Genomic DNA, 20360 nt, shown 5'->3' on the forward strand with positions numbered 1-20360 from the left:
CGGGGCCCGGGCGGGCGCGTCGTCGCGGCGCCCGCCCGGGCCGGCGTCGTCAGCTCAGGCCGCTCGCCCACGGATAGGTCTTGAGGTACGGGTCCGGCGCGACCGGCTTGCCGGAGTTCCACACCTCGGTGATCAGGCCGTCCGCGCCGATCTTGCCGATGCGGGCGGTCTTGGCGATGTGCTGGGTCTTGCCGTCGACCGTGACCAGGCCCTCCGGCGCGTCGAAGGTGATGCCGTCGGAGGCGCCGCGGACCTTCTCGACGTCGAACGCGCCGGCCTTCTCGACCATCGCCTTCCACAGGTAGACGCTGACGTAGGCGGCCTCCATCGGGTCGCTCGTCGGCTTGTCCGCGCCGTACTTCGCCTTGTACGCGGCCACGAACTTGCTGTTCGCCGCGCCGGGCGTGGTCTGGTAGTAGTTCCAGGCGGTGAGCTGACCCTCCAGGTACTGGGTGCCGATGCCCTTGACCTCCTCCTCGGCGATGGACACCGACACCACGGGCATCGCGGCGGCGGTCAGCCCGGCCGACTTGTACTCCTTGAAGAACGCCACATTGCTGTCGCCGTTCAGGGTGTTGAAGACCGCCTTCGCGCCGGACGACTTGACCTTGTTGACGATGGTGCCGAATTCGGTGGACCCGAGCGGCGCGTAATCCTCACCGACCACGGTCATCCCGTTCGCCGCCGCGTACGCCTTGATGATTTTGTTGGCCGTCCGGGGGAAGACGTAGTCGCTGCCGACCAGGTAGACCGATTTCGTTCCCTGGGCCTTGAGGTAGTCGAGCCCGGGCACGATCTGCTGGTTGGTCGTCGCGCCCGTGTAGAAGATGTAGGGCGACTGTTCCAGGCCCTCGTACTGCACCGGGTAGAACAGCAGCGCCTTGTTCTTCTCGAACACCGGCTTGACCGCCTTGCGGCTGGCCGACGTCCAGCAGCCGAAAACGGCGGCCACCCGGTCCTCGGAGATGAGCTTCTCGGCCTTCTCCGCGAAGGTGGGCCAGTCCGAGGCGCCGTCCTCCCCGATCGGCTGGATCTTCTTGCCGAGGACGCCGCCGGCCGCGTTGATCTCCTCGACGGCGAGCATGATGGAGTCGCGGACGGTGACCTCGCTGATCGCCATGGTGCCGGAGAGCGAGTTGAGCAGGCCCACCTTGACGGTGTCGCCGGAGACGTCGGCGGTGACGCCGGCCGCGCCGCCCTCGTCACTGGTCTTGCTGCCGCACGCGGTCATGGCCGCCGCGGCGACGAGGGTCATGGCACCCGCCAGGATGCGGCGGCTCCAAAGAAGTGTCATCCAAATCTCCCTGCGGTGCACTCAAGTAGCGAAAGGACGGTCGGTGCGGTCCGGTGGAGCTGATGTTGGCGGCGCCGAGGTCGACGGGTGGACGTCGCCTGTGGTCACCGCATCGGCTACGGGCACGCAAAGCGTCGACCGGCATGATTGCGCGGACGTTTCCCAGTCCTTAATTGACTGTTTCCCACGCCCATGGAGAGAGCGCATGCCACAACGGCTGGAACCGTCTCGCGTGTGACGGTTCCAGCCGTGACAAATGAGGTGATGAATTGCCACCACAATGGTCGGCGGACAGATTCCGCCGACGGTGGACAGGCATTCGCGGTATCCGCCCCGGGGGGAGATACTTCACGCAGGAAGTATCTTAGGGCCGGGTCGGGTGGCCCTGTCAAGGGTCGCCGGGCGCTCAGAGCTGGGCGAGCACGGTGAAGTCGAGACCGTCGGCCTCGGCGAGGTAGATCCGCTGGCGCACGTGCCGACGACGCAGCCGCAGCCGACCGCGCGGCCCGTGGTACGCCACCGTGTCGGCAGCCGTCTCGATCGCCCGTACGTCGAGGGTGCGGGCCTGCCCGATCAGGGCGGCGAGCAGCATCACGCCCTCGTAGCAGGACTCCCCCAGGCTGCCCAGCGGCGGCGCCTCCACCCCGAACCGGCGGGCGAACTCGCCGTGGAAGTCGAGGTTCTCCTGGGTCACCAGACCGGCGAAGAAGCCCGCCGTGCTGTAGAGCCGCCGCGTCGCGCCCGGCCCGCTCGCCAGCAGCATGTTCTCGTCCATCAGGGTGCTCAGCCGCAGGCACCGCTGGTCCATCCCGGCACGCCCGAACGCCCGGTTGAACCGCACCGCGTCCGCGCCGACGAGCAGCATCACCACCGCGTCGGCCTCGCTGCGCTCGATCCGGCGCAACACGTCGTCGAAGTCGTACGTCTCCAGCGGCAGGAACGCCTGCCCCACCACCCGACCGCCGCCGCGCAGCGCGTACCGCTGGGCCGCCCGCGCGGTCCGCCGGGGCCACACGTAGTCGTTGCCGACCACGAACCAGCGGCGCACGCCCTGCTCCCCCGCGAGCAGCCGCATCGCCGGCCACAACTGGGCATCCGGCGTCTCGCTCGTCAGATAGACCCCCTCGGTACGCTCACCGCCCTCGTACAGGGCGGTGTAGACGTACGGCACGCGGTGCGCGACCCGGGGCGCCAGCGCCTGCCGCACCGAGGAGATGTGCCAACCGGTCACGCCCTGCACGGCGCCCACCGACACCAGCGCCTCCACCTGGGCGGCCACCTCGGCCGGCGGGGCGCCACCGTCGACCGGCACCAGCCGCACCTCGCGGCCCAGCACCCCGCCACCGGCGTTGATCTCCTCGACCGCGAGCTGGGCGCAGAGTTCGCAGGTCGGGCCGAACATTCCCGCCGGCCCGCGCATCGGGTACACGAGCGCGATGCTGACCACGGCCCGATCGACGGTGAGCCACGGCGGTGCCGGCGCGGACATAGGCCCATGATTGCCCGGCCGACGTGGGAAAACCATAGCTCTCCACGGAGCGGGACGAGTCGCTACGATGACAGGGCCCACCGGCCCAGGGAGTTCCATGTCAGAGTTGCCCGGGACGCCAGCCGACCTGCTGCGCTCGCTCACCCGCGCCGAACGGCTGCTCTCCCGCCGGTTGGCCGCCGTGCTGGCCGACGACGACCTGACCACCGAGGCGTGGCGGGTGCTCTGCCTGCTCGCCGACGGTCAGGGCCACCCGATGAGCGAGGTGTCCGCCGAGGCGTCGTTGCCGCCGGGGACCCTCACCAAGCTGGTCGACCAGCTCGTCGACCGCAACCTGGTGTTCCGGCGGATCGACCCGCTGGACCGCCGGCGGATCCGGGCCTACCTGACCGCCCGGGGCCGCCGCGAGCACGCCCGCCTCGACGAGCGGGTCCGGACCAGCCTCGCCGAGGCGGGCGTTCCGGCCGACACCGCGCTGCTCGACCACCTCGCCGACCTGATCGCCCGACTCGACCCGGCGGGTCGCCGCGACCACGCCGAGGCGGCCGTCCTTCACCGCTGACCCCCGCCTCACCCCACCTTGGTGAGCAGCGGCTTGCCCTTCTCGACGACGTACGTGGCCAGCTCGACGGCCACCCCGTCGCCGACGTTGCGGGCCTGTTGGTGGACGCCGTACGGCACAGTCAGGGCGTCACCGACGTGGCACACCACCGGCGGCTGACCTTCGAGGGTGTACTCCAGCGACCCCTGAAGCACGCAGATGATCTCCTCGCCGGGGTGGAAGTGCATGAACGGTGGCGAGTCCGGCTCGAACTCGACCCGACTCTGGATGACCTCACGGCCCTCGATGCTGAGATCGTGCCGCTGGAGGTCGACTCGCCACAGCCCGGGAGCGCCCGGCACGGCTGTCGGACTGATGCCCTCGGGTCGAGCCCTGCCACTCATCACGGCCTCCTGTGGGCCATCCGGCGATCGCACGTCCTCACAGGATAGGACCGTCCCGACCGGCGGGGGCCGAGATGCCGCACAACGGCGTACCGGATCCGGCGCCCACCTCGGCGAGGGCCGCGTCGCCGAGGTGGGCGCGCAGCGTGTGCGCGTCGGGCGCGGTGGCGGTCCACAGTGTCGCCGGGCCACCGGCCAGGGGCAGCCGGGCGAGGGTGCCCTCGACCGTCGCGCGCCCCTGGGGCAGCGACGGGTCCACCACCAGCAGCGACCCGGTGGCCGGCGCGCCGCCCAGCACCGCGGGGCCGGCCCAGCCGGGCGCGCCCGGCCCGACGGCCAGCGACTGGCGCAGCAGCGGCCGGCCGTCGTAGTCGACCCGGGTGTGCACGACCGCGCCGCCCGGCGCCTCGCCGTACCGGCCGCAGATCACCTCGTCGCGCCAGGTCAGCCTCGCCCCGGCGGCCAGCTCGACCCGGGACTCGGCGAGGTGGGCGCAGCCGGCCGCCGCGACCAGTTGCTCCGGCAGCCAGTGCAGCGCCCCCTCGTCGTGCACCACGGCGTGGACCGCCATCCGCGACACCGCGTCCGGCCGGCCGGGCAGGGCGACCGAGGCGGCGACGGTGTGCACCCGCACCGCCGCCCCCGGCCCCACGTCGATCTCCAGCCGCAGGTCGTCGCCGGCGAGCGGACCGGCCGCCCCGCCGACGACGTACACGGTCGCGACCCGGCCGCTGCCGGGCGTCTGTCGCAGCAGCAGCGGCGTCTCACCGCGCAGCTCGGCCAGGACCGTGCCGCCCCGGCCGTCGGCCCGGGCCACCAGCCGGGCGTACGCGCGCATCAGGCCGGGCCGACCCGCGCGGCGCTCGGGTGCCGGTCCGCGTGGTGGGCCAGTTCGTGGCGGATCCAGTCGGCGACCCGCCCCGCCGTCGGGTCGCCGACGATCGACAGGAACACGGTCGGCAGGTCGCCGCGTCGGGCCCGCGCGTCCCGGTCCATGACGGACAGGTCCGCGCCCACCATCGGGGCCAGGTCGGTCTTGTTGATCACGAGGAGGTCGGCGGACGTCACCCCGGGTCCGCCCTTGCGCGGCACCTTGTCCCCGCCGGCCACGTCGACCACGAATATCTGCCGGTCCACCAGGCCCCGGCTGAACGTGGCGGTCAGGTTGTCCCCGCCGCTCTCGACGAGCACCAGGTCCAGCGGGCCGACCGCCTCGGCCAACTCGTCCACGGCGTCGAGGTTGGGCCCGATGTCGTCCCGGATCGCGGTGTGCGGGCAGCAGCCGGTCTCCACGGCGCGGATCCGGCTCGGGTCCAGCACGCCGGCCCGCTTGAGGAAGTCGGCGTCCTCCGTCGTGTAGATGTCGTTGGTGACCACGCCGAGTCGCAGCTCGCCGGCGAACGCCCGGCACAGGGCCGCCACCAGTGCGGTCTTGCCGGACCCGACCGGCCCGCCGATGCCGACGCGCAGCGCCCGGCCGGCTCGGGCCAGCGGCGGATGCGGGTCCACCCCCGGTTCGGGGTGGGTGTGCGGAACGGTCTCGTCGTGCGGGGCAGGATTCCGGTCGGCCTCGGGCGCAACGGTGTCAGGACGCAAAGAGACGCACCTCCCAGGTGGCATGAGCTTCGGCATGGATGTCGGCAAGGGGAGCGGCTGCCGCGGGCAGCCGCTCGGGTGGGTCGTCGGCGGCCCGGGCCGCCTCCGCGGCGGTGCCGTCGCACCGGCCGGCGAGACCGACCAGCAGGGCCTGGACCTGGTACGGGTCGAGGCCGAGCAGGCGTACGCCGGCACTCGCCGCACCGGTCACCGTCCCGTGGGCGGCGACCGTGGCGGTTTCGGCGCGGCTCAGGCCGGCGGCGGCGCAGAGCAGCCCGAGCACCAGTGGCTGGTGCGCGCCGCCGGCAGTGGCGGGCAGATCGTCGAAGGACGCCGCCGGCCAGATGGCCCGGCCCGCGCGCAGCAGGGCCCGGCCCTGGCGACGGGACACCGTGCGCAGCGCCGGTGCCGCCGTCCGGGCGTCCAGCTCCGCGTCGAGCAACGCCAGCGTGGACCCGCGGACGGCGGCGCCGGCCGAGGTCACCGCCCGGTGCGCCGCCGCCGCGAACGCCGCGCCGACCAGCCCGGCGGTGGCCAGCCGACCGGCCAGGAACGCCTCCAACGAGGCCAGGTCGGTGACCCGGCCGGCGGCGACGGCCGCCTCCAGGCCGCCGGAGTGGGCGTGCGCGCCGGCCGGGAAGCGGCCGTCGGCAAGCAGCAGGAGCAGGCTCGACGTCGCCATCAGAACAGGAAGTACCGCTGGGCCATCGGCAGGCGGGGCACCGGGTCCGGCTCCACCACCTCACCGTCGATCCGGACGGTGAACGTGTCCGGGTCCACCTCGATCCGGGGCATCGCGTCGTTCTCCGGCAGGTCGGCCTTGCCCCGCGAGCGCACGTCCGCGACGGGCACCACCCGTCGCCGCACGTCCAGGCGCAGCCCGGCGTCGAGGGCGGCCGGCGCGACGAACGCCAGGCTGGTGGCCGACGCCGCGGCGCCGTACGCCCCGAACATCGGGCGCGGCAGCATCGGCTGCGGCGTCGGGATGGAGGCGTTCGCGTCACCCATCTGGGCGTACGCGATCATGCCGCCCTTGAGCACCAGGTGCGGTCGTACGCCGAAGAACGCCGGATCCCACAGCACCAGGTCGGCCAGCTTGCCCGGCTCGACCGAGCCGATCTCGGCGTCCAGCCCGTTCGCCATCGCCGCGCAGATGGTGTACTTCGCCACGTACCGGCGGGCCCGGTGGTTGTCGGCCGCGCCGTCGCCGGGCAGCGCGCCGACCCGCTCCTTCATGACGTGCGCGCTCTGCCAGGTCCGCAGGATCACCTCGCCCACCCGGCCCATCGCCTGGGCGTCGGAGCCGATGATGGAGATCGCGCCGAGGTCGTGCAGCAGGTCCTCGGCGGCCATGGTGGAGGGTCGGATGCGGCTCTCGGCGAAGGCCAGGTCCTCCGGCACGGACGGGTGGAGATGGTGGCAGACCATCAGCATGTCCAGGTGCTCGGCGAGGGTGTTGGCGGTGTACGGCCGGGTCGGGTTGGTCGACGACGGCAGCACGTTGGGCTCGCCGGCCACCGTGATGATGTCCGGCGCGTGCCCGCCTCCCGCGCCCTCGGTGTGGTACGAGTGGATGGCCCGGCCGGCGATCGCCCGCAGCGTGTCGGCCACGAAACCGGCCTCGTTGAGGGTGTCGGTGTGGATGGACACCTGCACCCCGGAGGCGTCCGCCACCCGCAGGCAGGCGTCGATCGCCGCCGGGGTGGTGCCCCAGTCCTCGTGCAGCTTGAAACCGCCCGCGCCGGCGCGCAACTGCTCCCACAGCGCCTCCGGCGAGACGGTGTTGCCCTTGCCGAGCAGCAGCACGTTGACCGGCAGCGTGTCCAGCGCCTCGTGCATGCGGGCCAGATGCCAGGCGTTCGGGGTGACCGTGGTGGCCCGGGTGCCCTCGGCGGGGCCGGTGCCGCCGCCGACCAGTGTGGTGATGCCGCTGGCGAGCGCCTCGGTGACGATCTGCGGGCAGATGAAGTGCACGTGGGTGTCGACGGCGCCGGCGGTGAGGATCCGGCCGTTGCCGGCGATGACCTCGGTGGCCGGGCCGATGACCAGCTCGGGGTGGACGCCGGGCATGGTGTCCGGGTTGCCGGCCCGGCCCAGCGCGACGATCCGCCCGTCGCGCAGACCCACGTCGGCCTTGACCACGCCCCAGTGGTCGAGCACCACGGCGCCGGTGATGACGGTGTCGAGGGCGCCCTCGGCGCGGGTCGCCCGCGACTGGCCCATCGACTCGCGGATCACCTTCCCACCGCCGAAGACCGCCTCGTCGCCGCCCGCGCAGTGGTCGGTCTCCACCTCGATCAGCAGGCTCGTGTCGGCCAGCCGGATGCGGTCGCCGGTGGTCGGCCCGTACAGGTCGATGTAGCGGTCCCGCCGCACGGCGCTCACCGCGCCGGCCCGTCGCTCGTCGGTGCGGCTGTTCCGGGCGCGGTCGGTGCGGCGTCGTCGAGCGGTCCGGCGCACTCGCCGCGCAGGCCGGGCACGACGCGCGCGCCGCCGAGCGGGACCAGCTCGACGGTGCGGCTCACGCCCGGCTCGAACCGGACCGAGGTGCCCGCCGGAACGGCGAGACGCTGCCCCCAGGCGACGGCCCGGTCGAACATCAGGGCCGGGTTGGCCTCGGCGAAGTGGTAGTGCGAGCCGACCTGCACCGGCCGGTCGGCGGTGTTGACCACGACCAGGGTGGTCACCGGCCGACCCACGTTGATCTCGACCGGGCCGGCTGCCGGCAGGATCTCCCCGGGGATCACGGGATCGGGTGGTGCACCGTCACGAGCTTGGTGCCGTCCGGGAACGTCGCCTCCACCTGCACCTCCCTCAGCAGCTCGGGGATGCCGTCCTGGACGTCCTCGCGGCCGAGCACCGTCCGGCCGGCCGACATGAGGTCGACCACCGACCGTCCGTCACGGGCCCCTTCGAGCAGGAAGGCGGTGATGATCGCGACGGCTTCGGGATAGTTGAGTCGCAGGCCGCGCTCGCGGCGGCGGCGAGCGACGTCGGCCGCGACGTGGACGAGCAGGCGGTCCTGCTCGTGCGGGCTGAGGAACACGGGATTCTCCGGTGGGGATCGGCGTGGCCCGCTCGCCGTCGGCTCCGCGCGGAACCGCGCCGGGCAGCACCACCCGGAGGACGAGCTGGAGTCACACGACCGCCGCGACGACCGCCGACGGGGTGGCCCGGGACTCCACCATCCCGGCCCGCGTGACGGGCGCCCGGCGGTGTCGGTCGGATGCGGACCGCACCGCCCACCGCTTCAGCAGACCGTAGAGGATCGCCACCGGCGGGGGCAACAGCCGGCCCGGGATGAGGGACCCTCAACGGCGAGACCCGTGGCGGGACTGGACCAGATACAGCACGCCGGCCAGCAGGGACAGGACACCGGACAGGACGATGGCGGCCGGGTAGTGCCCGGCCGCCATCAGGGTGCCGTAGGCGAGGGAGGCCACGGCGCTTCCGGTGAAGATGCCCATCCGCTGGACACCGTTGACGAAGGCGCGGGTGCCGTGCGCGGCCCGGCTGTTGGCGAAACTGTCAAGGACCGGCATCTGGGCGTAATGGGCCCCCTGGCGCAGCAGATACCAGAGGACGAAGAGGCTGGCCGTGCCGGCGGTGGCGCTCAGGAACTGCAGGAACAGCGCCGCGATCATGGCAAGTCCGGCCACGCGGAGGGCCCCGCCGCGCTTCATCAGGGGAAACAGGACGAAGATGCCCAGGACGCTGGCCAGGCGGTCCGCGACCAGGAGCCAGCCCAGCGACTCGGTGGCCAGGTGCAGGTAGTTGACCGCCACCAGGTTGATGAAGCGGATGGCGAGGACGCCGGCGCCGCCGACGAGGACGGCCAGCGCGAACAGGCCGGCGAGGTGGGCGGCGTCGGCGCGCAGCGCCGGCAGCACCCGCGGGCGGGGCTCGCCCGGGGCGAGGGCCGGCCGGGCGCCGCGGTTCCACATGGCGATGCGGGAGATCCCGATCAGCAGGGCCAGCACGGCTGAGCACAGCAGGTCGAAGCGGTACCAGCCGGCGCTCTCGTCGCCGAAGCGGGCGAGCAACACGCCGACCACGTTGCCGACCGCGGAAGCGGTGAGGAAGGCGACGAAGCCGGTGCGGAACACCGCGAAGCGCGCCTGCTCGTCGTCGATGGCCGAGGCGAGCACCGCGTTGACGCTCACCAGCATCAGAGCGGAGCAGACGCTGTTGAGTCCGAACAGCACCAGGTGCGCGGAGAGGCTGTCGACGAACGGGATCGCCAGCATCGTGCCGGCGAAGCCGAAGCTGCTGAGCAGCATCATCGGTTCGAGGCCGAGCCGGTCGGTGAACGCGCTCAGCGGCAGCACGATCACCGCCATGACGGTGAAACCGACCGAGAAGACCTGCCCCGCGCCGGCCGGCGAAATGCCCACCTGCCCGAGGAACAGCGCGTAGTACATGTCGAACAGGCTTGTCGCCAGGCCGAAGAAGACCTGGCTGAGCACGAAGCCGGTGCGGACCCGCCGCAGGTGGTGCTCGCGGCGGGTCGCGGAACCGAGGTCCGGAAGCAGAGTCACCGGGCGTTGTCTCCGGTCAGCGGCGTGCGCGCGGGATGGGACGCGCTGAGTTCCCGCCCGGACTTGGTCACCAGGAGCCCGTCGAGGTAGAGGTGGTCGAGTTCGGTGCGGACGAACGTGCAGAGGGCGTGCAGCGGTGTCTCGACGATCGGCTCGCCGGCGTCGTTGTACGACGTGTTCAACACGATCGGCACCCCGGTCAGCTCGTGGAAGGCGGAGATCACCGCGTGGTAGGCCGGGTTGTCGGCCGCCGAGACCGTCTGCAGGCGGGCGGTGCCGTCGACATGGGTGATGCTCGGGACGCTCTCCCGGCGGGCCGCGTTCACCTGCGGGACGAGCAGCATGAACGGGCTCTCGCCGGTGAGGTCGAACCAGCCGCCCGCGTGCTCGACGAGCGCGGACGGAGCGTACGGGCGGAACGGCTCCCGGTGCTTGACCACGGTGTTCAGGTAGTCGCGCATCGCGGGGTGCCGCGGGTCCGCCAGCATGCTGCGGTTACCAAGCGCCCGCGGGCCGATCTCGGAACCGCCGCTGAACCAGCCGACGACCCGGTGCGCGGCGAGCAACTCGGCGACGTCACGGGGGCCGGCCTCCCGCCAGGTCAGCTCGACTCCGGTGTGCTCGCCGACCGTGCGCAGCGCGTCCAGCACCTCGTCCCGCGTGTACGACCGCCCGAAGGACGCCGTCCGCATCACCGCGGGACGCCGGGCGCCGAGCAGCTCGACGCTGCCGTAGAGGGCCGCGCCGATCGCGACACCCGAGTCGCCGGCCGCCGGCGGGATGAAGACCTCGCGGAACGGTGACTCCGCACGCACCCGTTCGTTGGCGACCGAGTTGAGCATGACGCCGCCGGCCATGCAGAGGCGGTCCGACCCGGTCAGCTCGTGCGCCACCCCGGCGAGGTGCAGCATCGCCCGCTCCAGCTCGGCCTGCACGTGGTAGGCGACGTCCTCCGCGAACGGCGACTGCCAGCGCAGCGGATCCGCCGGGTCGTAGTCGGCGCCCTCCTCGGCGAGCAGCCGTTGCCAGATGCCCTCCAGGTCCTTCTGCGAGGAGCGGATGTCGAAACCGTCGAACGTGAGCCAGTCACCCCAGTCGGGACGCGGCCGGCCGTAGGGTGCAAGCCCCATGGTCTTGCCCGCCTCCGGATAGCCGCCGCAGCCGAACACGCCGAAGTCGGGGGTGCCGTACCTGGTGACGAAGCCCAACCTGGTGGTGAAGAAGTCGTAGAACAGGCCGAGGCTCAGGTCGGAGTAGTCGGCCGGGTAGCGGCAGGCGGCCACCGGTTCCAACCGGTCGCCGGTCCCCCGGAACAGCGTGTGCTTCTCGATGGTGCTGTCCGGGAACCGGGCGCCGGCCTGGTCCACGACGAGGACGGCCGCCTCGTCGTACCCGGAGGGGTAGTAGGCGACGGCGGCGTGTGCGCGGTGGTGGCCGGGCAGCGGCAGCGCGCGGACCTTGCTCTTGTCCCTGATGGGCAGCTCACGCAGGATGCGGCGGACGGACCCGTCGCCCAGCGGGCGGTTGCCGACCACCAGGTCCACGTCGTCGATGCCGGCGCCGACCGCGTCGAGGCAGTAGGTCACCGCCTTCATCGGCAGGGTCTTGGTGATGCGCTCGAAGTGTCCCTGCACGAGGAACCCTTCGGAGTGCTTGATGCGGTCCAGGCGCTCCTCTTCGACGGCAACGGCGATCTCGCCGTCACGCACCAGGCAGGCAGAGCGGTCGTGGCTGAGGTTCAGGCCGAGCACGAGAGACATCGGACTCCATTTCCTTCGTCGGAGCGGTACGGGCGGGTCAGGGCGTCCTCCGGGCCCGGTCCATCGCCTCGGCGAGGCCGTCGAGGATCCGGAGCGCGTCGTCGCGCAGCGTCAGCGGGTCGGTGGTCCGCAGGAAGAGCAGGCCGGCGTAGCCGAGCACGCCGGTGTTCGGGTGGTAGCGGGGCATCGGCGTGCCCGGCTCCTGGGACTGGCCGCGCACCAGCTCGACCGTGGTGGCGGGCGACACCAGGGACGACCAGTCGACCCGGTCGGGGTCGAAGGGAGGCAGCACGGGCCAGGGCTTACCCGACGAGTCGGACGCGATGACCGAGAGGGACGCGGCGGCGCAGGTGGCGTCCGAGGGCAGCAGCAGCCGACCCGGCACGTCGGGCGCCTCGCCGAGCGCGGCGGCGTGCTGGAGGGCGATGAGGTCGACGCCGTAGACCTCCAGCAGTTCGCGGGTGACGGCCGCACCACCGGCGCGGGCCGCCGACTCCAGCAGCCGCACCGAGCCGTCGGCCATCAGCTTGAACTCGGTGTGCGTGGCGCAGGTGTCCAGATCGAGCGCGTCGACGGCGCGGCGGGCGACGTCGGCGATGCGCTGTTGCAGCGCCGGCGCCAGCACACACGGCGCCTGGTTGCTCAGCTCCACGTACACCGGGATCGTGGGCAGCCGGGCGGTGATCGCCAACGGGTGGTAGGTGCCACCCGCCACCAGCCCTTCCACGCTGAGGTAGTCGCCGAAGCCGGGCTCGGTGTACCAGCCCTCCGTGCTCGCGTCGATGACCTCCTCGGCCACGAAGCGGGGTCCGTCGGCGCTGCCGTGCTCGGACATGCCCGACTCCCGCGCGGCGTCGACGGCCGCCGCGAGGTCCCGCCACACCGGCTCGGGATCGTCGCCGGGCTGGATCGTGGCCTGCCCGATCGAACCGGCGCCCAGGACCGACTTGACGATCACGGGGCCGTCCAGCTCGGCGCAGGCCGCGGCCAGGTCGTCGAGCGAGTCGACCGGACGGAACGCCGGATTCGGCACCCCCGCCGCCTCCCAGGCGCGCCGCATGAGCAGCTTGTTGCGGGAGGTCGCCGCGCCCGGGCCGGGCCCGGGCAGGCCGAGCCGCAGGCAGGCCGCCGCGGTGGGCACCACGCAGAACTCGGAGAAGGTGAGCACGGCGTCGGCGCGTACGGCTCTGGCGTGTTCGACGATCTCGTCGGCCAGTGGGGCGTCGGGCCGGGCGTGGCGCAGTTGTCGGCACAGGCGGAACAGGAGTTCGCGCTGCCAGGGCAAGGGCTCGCCGACCAGCAGGACGTCGACGACGGCCCGGCTGGTGAGTCTCGGCAGCAGGTATTCCAGCGCGGGACCGCCCTTGCCGTACACCAGCAGGGTCACCGGTTGCATGCGTCATCGCTCCTGTTCGCGGAGGGCCGGCCGGGGTCTGCCGGCCGGGGTCTGCCAGAGGTAGGTACGCAGGGACATGCGCATGGCGCGCAGTTGCCCGTCGATGGCGTCGAGGTCGTCGCGGGTGGGACGCCGCGGCGCCGGCCCGAGCAGGGGCAGCAGTGTCTCCACCGCTTCCAGCAGGCACAGCACCGCGTCCCGCTCGGCCGTGGCCGGCCCGGCGTGCACCGCGACGGTCAGGTGGCTCAGGTGCCCCAGAAGGTCTGCAGGATCGCCGTCGCGCTGTCCAGTTTCATCCGCGCCTGCTGCCACACCAGGCTCCGCGGCGAGTCGAGGACGGCCGCGGAAACCTCCTCCCCTCGGTGCGCCGGCAGATCGTGCAGGAACACCGCTTGCGGCCAGCGACTCAGGAAGTCCTCGTCGATGTGGAAGGGCCGGAAGGTCTGTCGCCACAGCGGGTCCTCCTTGACGGTTCCGGTGGTCTGCCACCGCGTGGTGTAAACGCAGTCGGCGGCGTCCGGGAGCGCGTCCCGTTCGTGGGTCTGTCGCACGCGGGCGCCGGGCACGGCGTCCTTCTCCGCCGCGGCCAGGCTGGCGGCGTCGAGGCCGTAGCCCGGCGGGGTGTAGAGGGTCAGCTCGGCACCCGGGATCCGGGCCAGCGCATACGCCAGCGCGGAGGCGGTGTTGTTGCCCTCACCGACGTAGAGCACCCGGATGCCGTCCAGGGCGCCGAGATGCCGTCGCAACGTGGCCAGGTCGCACACCGCCTGCGTGGGGTGCTCCTCCCGGGCCATCGCGTTGATCAGCGGCAGGTTCCCGGCGTCCCGCATCCGGCCCAGCTCGGCGACGGTGCGGGTGCTGCGGATCACCACCCCGTCGAGCATCAGGCCGAGGATCCGCGCGGTGTCCTCGGCGGATTCGCCGGTGTTCGTCTGCAGGCTCGCCGGCCCGTAGTCGAGCACCTGGGCGCCGAGTCGGAGCGCCGCCACGCCGAACGCGGTGCGGGTCCGGGTCGACGTGCGTTCGAAGAGTGTCGCCACCACCGCGCCGGTCAGGCTCGGCGGCACCGCGCCCGGGTCGTCGGCGACCCGGACGGCGGCCTCGACCAGGCCGGTGAGCTGGGCGGCGGTGAGATCACGCAGGGAGATCAGGCTGCGCCGGGTCCCGGTCATCCGAGGTCCACCGCCGTCCCGAGGCCCGCGGCGGCGGCGTGGCGGCGTACCTCCTCGATCAGGGCGACGTCGAGCACGCCCATGCCGAACGGATTCACCACGGTGTAGGAGCGTGTCGGCACGCGCCGGTGCCGGCCGGTGACCAGGCCGCCGATCGTGCCGTCGATCGCCCGGCCGGTGGCCGACCCGGGGCGGGTCACCCGGCCGTGTGCCATGAGTTCGCCGAGCGGGCGTCTGGGGTTCTCCGCGACCAGGTCGACGTCGTCGACGTAGAGGGCGCCGGCGGCGAGCAGCGCCTCGGCGGTCAGGTCGGCCAGCGACACGTTGACGACCAGGGCGCCGGCGGGAATCCACTCCGGCGGCAGGTAGCCCTCGTCCGCCGTGGTCGTGGCGATGATGACCTGCCCGGCCGCGACGGCCGGGGCCGCCTCGGCGGCGACGCGTACGTCCAGCCCGGGGCGGAGCCGGCGCAGGCGTTCCGCGAGGCCGCGGGCGGCGGCGTCCACGCGGTCGTGGAGCGTGACCCGGGACAGGCACGGCAGGGTCTCGAGGAACAGGGCCGCATGGGTGCCGCCCTGCGCTCCGCAGCCGAGCACGGTCAGGCTCTCCGCGTCCGTGTGCCCGGTGAGGTCGACGGCGACGGCGGAGACGGCGGCGGTGCGGACGGCGCTGATGATCCCGACCTCCACGACGGCCGTGATCCGGGCGGTCTCCGGGTCGAAGCAGAGCCCCACCCCGCCGGCGCGCTCCAGCCCGGCCGCCGGGTTCGAGACGCTGGCGTTGATGATCTTCATCCCGTAGGCGCCCGGCACCGCCCCCGGCATCCCGATGGACCGGGTGTACGCGCCCCGGCCGTTGTCCCAGCGCAGGTATGCCTCGCCGGGCAGCACGCAGCGTCCCGCGTCGTGGTCGGCGAGGGTGCGCCGGACCAGCGCCACCACGTCGAGCGCGTCGAGGCAGCGCAGGACGTCCGCGCGGGACAGCACCGCGACGCTGCCCGGGCCGCGCAGCCCGGGCAGCCCGGCCGTGAACCATCGGCCGACTGAGGTGGTCACAGGAGTCCCTCCTCGTGAAAGGCGTCGAGCCCCTCGGGCAGGTCGAGCACACCGCAGGAGCGGAACAGTTTGACGGATTGGACGGCCTGCTCGCGCGCGCCCCGCCGGACGGAATCCGGGTGGTAGACGTCACTCACCACCTCTTCGACCTGTGCGGGGGTGAGTCCCGCGGCGGCGAGGTTGGCCCGTGCGGGCCGCAGGTCCGGCCGCAGGCTGTGGCCGATCAACCGGGGCAGGCACCGGGCGGTCTCCCGGCGTGCGCCCGGGTCGAGCCCCGCCCACAACTCGCGGAACAGGTGGGCGAAGAAGACGTGGTGCCTACCCTCGTCCCGGGCGTGGTCGCGGACCGTCTCGCGAACGACCCCGACCAGGTCGGGGTCGTTCGGCAGCTCGGCAAGCAGGGTGGTCACCAGCGTCTCGAAGACGACGACCTGCAACAGTTGCGGCAGCGTCCCGCGGTGCGGCATCGCGCCGGACGCGATGCCGTCGAGGCGGTTCAGGAACGGGGTGAAGTCGTACGGCAGCGCCGCGACCCGGCTCGCCGCCTCCAACTGCCGCACCACGTCGAACGAGTAGAGCGCGTGGTACGCCTCGTCACAGTAGATCTTGTAGGCGTCGAACCGGACGTCCCGGCGCAACGGCACGTCCACCCGGCCGTTCGCGAGCATCTCCGTGGCCCGGTTGACGACCCTCGTCTCGAAGTGGGCCGTGAACGCGAAGTAGTGGTAGGTGTGCCGGGCGACAAGTGCCGCCCGGGCCCCGTCGTCCAAGCCGTCCAGCAGTCGGTGGCCGAGGTAGGGGATCAGCCGGGCCGGGAAGAGCACCTTTCCGCCGCCCAGCTCGTCGGTGAGCACCCGGCGCGGATCAACGCGCACGCCCGCGCGGTCGAACCAGTCCCGCATCGGTTCCGCGTTCACGCGCTGCTCCATTCCACCGGACCGCAGACGGCGGCCGGCGGGTCCGCGCGGAGCCCCTGCGCCGACCGCCAGGCCGGCGAGTAGACCGTGTCCAGGTAGTTGCCGGCGCCGTCGGCGCAGACGCAGACGACGTCGGTCAGCCGGTCCCGCTCGATCAGCCGCAGGGCCGCCGCCACCAGCGCGCCCGAGCTGGCGCCCACCCCGATGCCGGTCTGCTCCAACAGCCAGACGCAGGCGGCGACCGCGTCGGCGGGACGGACCCGCTCGATCGGCCCGTCGCCCGCCGAGACGAAACCGGAGTGCTTGCTGGAGCCGATGCCGGACAGCAGCCGCGGACCCTCGGTGTGCCCGACCGCGTACGAGCCCGGCACGTCGACACCGACGACCGTCCACTTCGTCGCGCGGGCGGCGTAGCTGCGCATGCCGGCCAGGGTGCCGCCGGTGGAGACGGCGACCAGGACGACGGTGTCGGCGGGCACCTGCCGGGCCAGTTCCGGCGCGGTCCCGCCCTCGTGGGCAGCCGGGTTGGCGGGATTCTCGTACTGGTTGGTCCAGCGCAGGGCGGGCCGCTCGGCGAGCATCCGTTTGACCGACTCGAGCCGGCTGAGCAGGTAACCACCCCGGCCGTCCTTGTCGGTGGCCACCACCACCGAGGCGCCGAGGCGGCGCAGTTGGCGGACCGCGTAGGCCGGGGTGCGCGGGTCGACGACCGCGGTGAACGGCACGTTCGCGGCCGACGACAGCGCGGCCAGGGCCACGCCGAGATTGCCCGACGTGGACTCGACGATGCCGTTGAGCGGGTCGAGCTGGTCGGCGACGGAGTCGAACAGGGCGACGGCGGTGCGGTCCTTGATCGAACCGCACGGGTTGAACGACTCGAGTTTGAGCCGCAGCATCCCCGCGCGGCCCCCGGCCGTCACCGGCACGGAGGCCACGGGGGTGTCGCCCACCAGCAGCGGGACCAGCGCGGTGCGCGGTGTCGGGGTGGCGAGTCCGGGACCGGTCATTCGGTCACCGCGCCCCGACCGGCTCGGCGGCGTCCGGCTCCGGCACCCCGGCCGACCGGCGGTGCCGGGCGTGGACCGCGTACGCCACCAGGACCGCCAGCAGCAGCGGCGCCCCGCTGAGCACCGGCACGCTGAAGGCGTCGCTGACCGCCATGGTCACCAGCACCGCGGCCAGGACGACGATGGCCAGCACCACCGCCCCGGCCAGCACACGGTCCGCCGGGCGTTCCGCACGCCGGTAGGCGAGGTAGGTGGCCAGGATGAGGATCCAGGTCAGCACCGCACCGGACAGTGAGAGCCCGACCAGCGCGAGGAAGGCCCGCTCCGGAACGACCGCCGCGAGCAGGGCGGCCAGCAGCAGCCCGGCGCCGGAGACCAGCAGCGCGGGAAGCGGAACGCCGCGCCTGTTGACCCGGCCGAACACCCGCGGGGCCTGGCCGCTGCCGGCCAGGCCGTACAGCGTGCGGCTGGCGACGTAGACGTTCGTGTTCATCGCGGACAGCGCGGCGGTCAGCACCACGAGGTTCATGACGTGCACCGCGGCCGGGAGACCGGCGATGTCGAACAGCCGGACGAACGGGCTGGCGTCGACCGAACCGCCCGCCGCCGCCTCGGTCCACGGCACGATCGAGACGACGACCGCGGTGCCGAGGACGTAGAACAGCAGCAGCCGCAGCACCACGCCGCGGGTGGCGGAGACGACGTCCCGGCCGGCCGTGCGCGCCTCGCCCGCGGCCACGGCGAGCGCCTCGGTGCCCATGTAGCTGAAGGTCACCAGCACCATGCCGAGCCAGATGCCGCTCACGCCGTGCGGCGCGAAGCCGCCGTGGTCGGTCCAGGCCGACAACCCGGTCGCCGGCCGACCGCCGAGGCCGACGAAGACGGCGACGGCGCCCAGGCCGACGAAGACGACGATCGCGATCACCTTGATCATCGCGAACCAGTACTCGAACTCGCCGAACACCCCGACGGTGAACGAGTTGACCACCAGCACCAGCGTCGCGAACAGCACCGCGGGCACCCACAGGGGCAGCCCCGGCCACCACAGCTTCAGGTAGATGCCGACCGCGAGCGCCTCACCGCCGATGTTGACGACCTGGGCGATCCAGTACCACCAGCGCTGGGTGAAGGCGGGACCACGGCCCAGGTACCGCTCGGCCAGCCCACCGAACCCGCCCACCTCCGGATGCGCGGCGATCATGCGGGCGAGCGCGTAGGCGAGGGTCACGGCGACGGCGCCGCCGATGACGTAGGCGATGGTGACCGCCGGGCCGGCGGTCGAGATCGCCTGTCCGGATCCGAGAAAGAGGCCGGTGCCGATCGCGCCGCCGAGGCCGAGCATTCTCAACTGGCGTCCGGAGAGGTCCCGGCGCAGCGACGCGCCACCGGGTCGGGATGGGGTGTCCATGCTCTAGCGCTCGACCGTCAGCGGCAGTGGGCGGCGGCCGGCGGTGGACACTCCGGCGCCGACGGGATCGCGTTCCAGCGGTGAGAAGTCGTACCGGTCGAGCGGGTCCCGCTTGAGGTCGACGATCCGGGAGTTGGCGTCCTGGACCCGGGCCAGGACCTGCGGGCTCACCATCCGCAGGGCGATGCTGTCGGCCACCGGTACGCCGTTGTCGGTCAGCCGGATGGCGTCGTCGTCGATCCGGATCAGGCCGTGCTCCCGGTAGGGCGCCAGCTCCGCGGCGAAGTGCTCGGCGGGGTCGACGCCGTAGCGGCGGCGGAAGTCCTCCCGCCCGACGCCGCGCGAGCGCAGGTTGAACATGACCGCGCGGCGCATCCGCTCGTCGGCCGACAGGTGCACGCCGTGCCAGACCGAGGGTTGGCCCGCCTCCACCCGCCGCATGTAGCCGTCCATGGTGCAGTCGTTGTAGTACTGCGTGTTCCCGACGTAGCCGAATCCGGAGACGCCGAACGGCAGCAGGTTGGTGTCCTCGATGGAGTCGTACTTGTTCTCCTGCTGGCGCGAGTGGGTGGACGCCTTCGAGTAGTAGAAGAGGGGGCCCCGCCGGAAGCCGAGCCTGCGGGTCAGCGCCTCGGTCATGAAGTGCATGAGCAGCCGACGCCGCAGGTCGGGGAAGATCCCGGGCTCGTTGCGGTAGTGCGCCGAGATCGGATCGGCCTGCTTGAACATCAGCGGGAAGATGTTGAACTTCTCGACGCCGTACTCGATCAGGCTGGTCAGCGTCGTGTACCAGTTCTCCTCGGTCTGGTACGGCAGACCGAAGATCAGGTCGACCGAGTGGTTGTCCAGGCCCCGCTCGTGCAGCAGGTCGAGCAGCCGGTAGACGTGGGACGACTCGTGGCCGCGGTTGAGCTTGCGCAGCACCCGGTCGTCCATGGACTGCACTCCGAAGACCCACCGGTTCACCCCGGAGTCGCGCAGCGCGTCGAGCCGGTCGGTGTAGTCGGGGGCGTCGATGACCGACGGGTGCAGCTCGAAGGTGACCTCGGCGGTGTCCGGCAGGTCGATGTGCCGCCGGAGCTGGGCGAAGAGTGCCGTGATCTGCGGGGCGGACAGGTAGGACGGGGTGCCGCCGCCGAAGTACACGGTTTCCGCGGTGACCGGGTGCGGGAGCATGCCGGTCACGAGCGCGATCTCGCGGTGCAGCGCGGCGAGGTAGCGGGTCACCCGCGGGGAGTCCGGCCGGATCTCCTTGGCGAAGTGGCAGAACGTGCAGCGCTGTTCGCAGAACGGCAGGTGCAGGTAGACATTCGCGTTCCGGGTCAGGCCGGCGAAGGTCTCGGCCGGCGTGATCTCGGCCATCGCCTTCAGGGGCGGGTACGTCCCGACCAGGTAGTAGTTCTCCACCGGCTGCAGAATGCCGATCTCGGCGAGCTCGGTGATCGGCATCGCGTCCAGGCTCTTCTGGGCCTCGGCGAGAATTTCCCCAAAGGGCGGAAAGGATTGAGCCATGAGTCAGCCTCCAGTGGTCCCGGGGCGGGCGAACGGCAGGTGTCGCGGCTGCGGGCGTGCGGATGCCACCACCGCGGTGTGGTGGCCGCGCGCACGGAGCAGCAGGAACAGGACCTGGCCACGACGTGGCGCAGGGTGATGTCAGCAGGTCAACGGATAGATCAGGTCCGCCGATGGGCGTGGCTCATGCGCGATTAACTCCCCGTGTCAGCGCTGCGTCGAGTTACCGCGAGGGTTCAGCGGATCACTCTTTGTGGCCGGAAGACAGTTA

At 72.5% G+C, this 20360-nt stretch carries 20 protein-coding genes; 1 reads left to right on the forward strand and 19 read right to left on the reverse strand.

Features of this window, described 5'->3' with window-relative positions:
• Positions 1 to 49 precede the first annotated feature (49 nt).
• The gene (urtA, locus tag O7619_RS22270) at positions 50 to 1294 is read right to left on the reverse strand and encodes an urea ABC transporter substrate-binding protein (protein WP_282283212.1); all 1245 of its coding nucleotides are present in this window, start codon (positions 1292 to 1294) and stop codon (positions 50 to 52) included.
• A 406-nt stretch (positions 1295 to 1700) separates the two neighbouring features.
• The gene (locus O7619_RS22275) at positions 1701 to 2783 is read right to left on the reverse strand and encodes a substrate-binding domain-containing protein (protein ID WP_282283213.1); all 1083 of its coding nucleotides are present in this window, start codon (positions 2781 to 2783) and stop codon (positions 1701 to 1703) included.
• Between the two features lie 97 nt (positions 2784 to 2880).
• Between O7619_RS22275 and O7619_RS22280 the strand changes: the two genes are divergently transcribed.
• Entirely contained in the window at positions 2881 to 3345 is a 465-nt protein-coding gene (locus O7619_RS22280) for a MarR family transcriptional regulator (protein WP_282283214.1), read from the forward strand.
• Between the two features lie 8 nt (positions 3346 to 3353).
• Here the strand turns inward: O7619_RS22280 and O7619_RS22285 are convergent, their stop codons facing one another.
• The 17 genes from O7619_RS22285 to O7619_RS22365 form a co-directional block, all read right to left on the reverse strand.
• Positions 3354 to 3728: a cupin domain-containing protein gene (locus O7619_RS22285; protein ID WP_282283215.1), complete on the reverse strand. Its 375-nt coding sequence runs from the start codon at positions 3726 to 3728 to the stop codon at positions 3354 to 3356.
• Positions 3729 to 3765: 37 nt separating this feature from the next.
• Entirely contained in the window at positions 3766 to 4566 is an 801-nt protein-coding gene (locus O7619_RS22290; RefSeq protein WP_282283216.1) for an urease accessory protein UreD, read from the reverse strand.
• Positions 4566 to 5324, reverse strand: coding sequence for an urease accessory protein UreG (ureG, locus tag O7619_RS22295; protein ID WP_348774329.1), 759 nt, complete (start codon positions 5322 to 5324; stop codon positions 4566 to 4568). Before ureG ends, O7619_RS22290 begins: the two co-directional genes overlap by 1 nt.
• A complete protein-coding gene (locus O7619_RS22300) occupies positions 5314 to 6006 on the reverse strand; it encodes an urease accessory UreF family protein (RefSeq protein ID WP_282283218.1) in 693 nt (230 codons plus the stop codon). Before O7619_RS22300 ends, ureG begins: the two co-directional genes overlap by 11 nt.
• On the reverse strand, positions 6006 to 7709 hold the full coding sequence (locus O7619_RS22305; RefSeq protein WP_282283220.1) for an urease subunit alpha: 1704 nt from the start codon (positions 7707 to 7709) through the stop codon (positions 6006 to 6008). Before O7619_RS22305 ends, O7619_RS22300 begins: the two co-directional genes overlap by 1 nt.
• The gene (locus O7619_RS22310) at positions 7706 to 8071 is read right to left on the reverse strand and encodes an urease subunit beta (RefSeq protein ID WP_282283222.1); all 366 of its coding nucleotides are present in this window, start codon (positions 8069 to 8071) and stop codon (positions 7706 to 7708) included. The genes O7619_RS22305 and O7619_RS22310 overlap by 4 nt, the downstream gene beginning before the upstream one ends.
• Complete coding sequence (locus O7619_RS22315; protein ID WP_091573768.1) at positions 8068 to 8370, reverse strand: urease subunit gamma; 303 nt, start codon at positions 8368 to 8370, stop codon at positions 8068 to 8070. The genes O7619_RS22310 and O7619_RS22315 overlap by 4 nt, the downstream gene beginning before the upstream one ends.
• Before the next feature lie 265 nt (positions 8371 to 8635).
• Entirely contained in the window at positions 8636 to 9862 is a 1227-nt protein-coding gene (locus O7619_RS22320; protein WP_282283223.1) for an MFS transporter, read from the reverse strand.
• The gene (locus tag O7619_RS22325) at positions 9859 to 11622 is read right to left on the reverse strand and encodes a carbamoyltransferase C-terminal domain-containing protein (RefSeq protein WP_282283224.1); all 1764 of its coding nucleotides are present in this window, start codon (positions 11620 to 11622) and stop codon (positions 9859 to 9861) included. The genes O7619_RS22320 and O7619_RS22325 overlap by 4 nt, the downstream gene beginning before the upstream one ends.
• A 37-nt stretch (positions 11623 to 11659) precedes the next feature.
• Positions 11660 to 13018 (reverse strand): hypothetical protein, encoded by a 1359-nt coding sequence (locus O7619_RS22330; protein ID WP_282283225.1) that lies wholly within the window; start codon positions 13016 to 13018, stop codon positions 11660 to 11662.
• Positions 13019 to 13021: 3 nt separating this feature from the next.
• On the reverse strand, positions 13022 to 13246 hold the full coding sequence (locus O7619_RS22335; protein ID WP_282283226.1) for a hypothetical protein: 225 nt from the start codon (positions 13244 to 13246) through the stop codon (positions 13022 to 13024).
• A 17-nt stretch (positions 13247 to 13263) separates the two neighbouring features.
• Entirely contained in the window at positions 13264 to 14190 is a 927-nt protein-coding gene (locus tag O7619_RS22340; RefSeq protein WP_282283227.1) for an ornithine carbamoyltransferase, read from the reverse strand.
• Positions 14187 to 15245 carry an ornithine cyclodeaminase gene (locus tag O7619_RS22345; RefSeq protein ID WP_282283228.1) on the reverse strand — a complete coding sequence of 353 codons (1059 nt, stop codon included), beginning with the start codon at positions 15243 to 15245 and terminating at the stop codon, positions 14187 to 14189. Before O7619_RS22345 ends, O7619_RS22340 begins: the two co-directional genes overlap by 4 nt.
• Positions 15242 to 16162: a diiron oxygenase gene (locus O7619_RS22350; RefSeq protein ID WP_282283229.1), complete on the reverse strand. Its 921-nt coding sequence runs from the start codon at positions 16160 to 16162 to the stop codon at positions 15242 to 15244. The genes O7619_RS22345 and O7619_RS22350 overlap by 4 nt, the downstream gene beginning before the upstream one ends.
• Positions 16159 to 17169, reverse strand: coding sequence for a pyridoxal-phosphate dependent enzyme (locus O7619_RS22355; RefSeq protein WP_282283230.1), 1011 nt, complete (start codon positions 17167 to 17169; stop codon positions 16159 to 16161). Before O7619_RS22355 ends, O7619_RS22350 begins: the two co-directional genes overlap by 4 nt.
• Positions 17170 to 17173: 4 nt before the next feature.
• On the reverse strand, positions 17174 to 18577 hold the full coding sequence (locus O7619_RS22360) for an amino acid permease (RefSeq protein ID WP_282283231.1): 1404 nt from the start codon (positions 18575 to 18577) through the stop codon (positions 17174 to 17176).
• Positions 18578 to 18580: 3 nt separating this feature from the next.
• Positions 18581 to 20026, reverse strand: a complete 1446-nt coding sequence (locus O7619_RS22365; RefSeq protein ID WP_282283232.1) for a coproporphyrinogen-III oxidase family protein — start codon at positions 20024 to 20026, stop codon at positions 18581 to 18583.
• Positions 20027 to 20360 lie beyond the last annotated feature (334 nt).

This window comes from Micromonospora sp. WMMD998 (assembly GCF_029581235.1).
Classification (GTDB): Bacteria; Actinomycetota; Actinomycetes; order Mycobacteriales; family Micromonosporaceae; genus Micromonospora.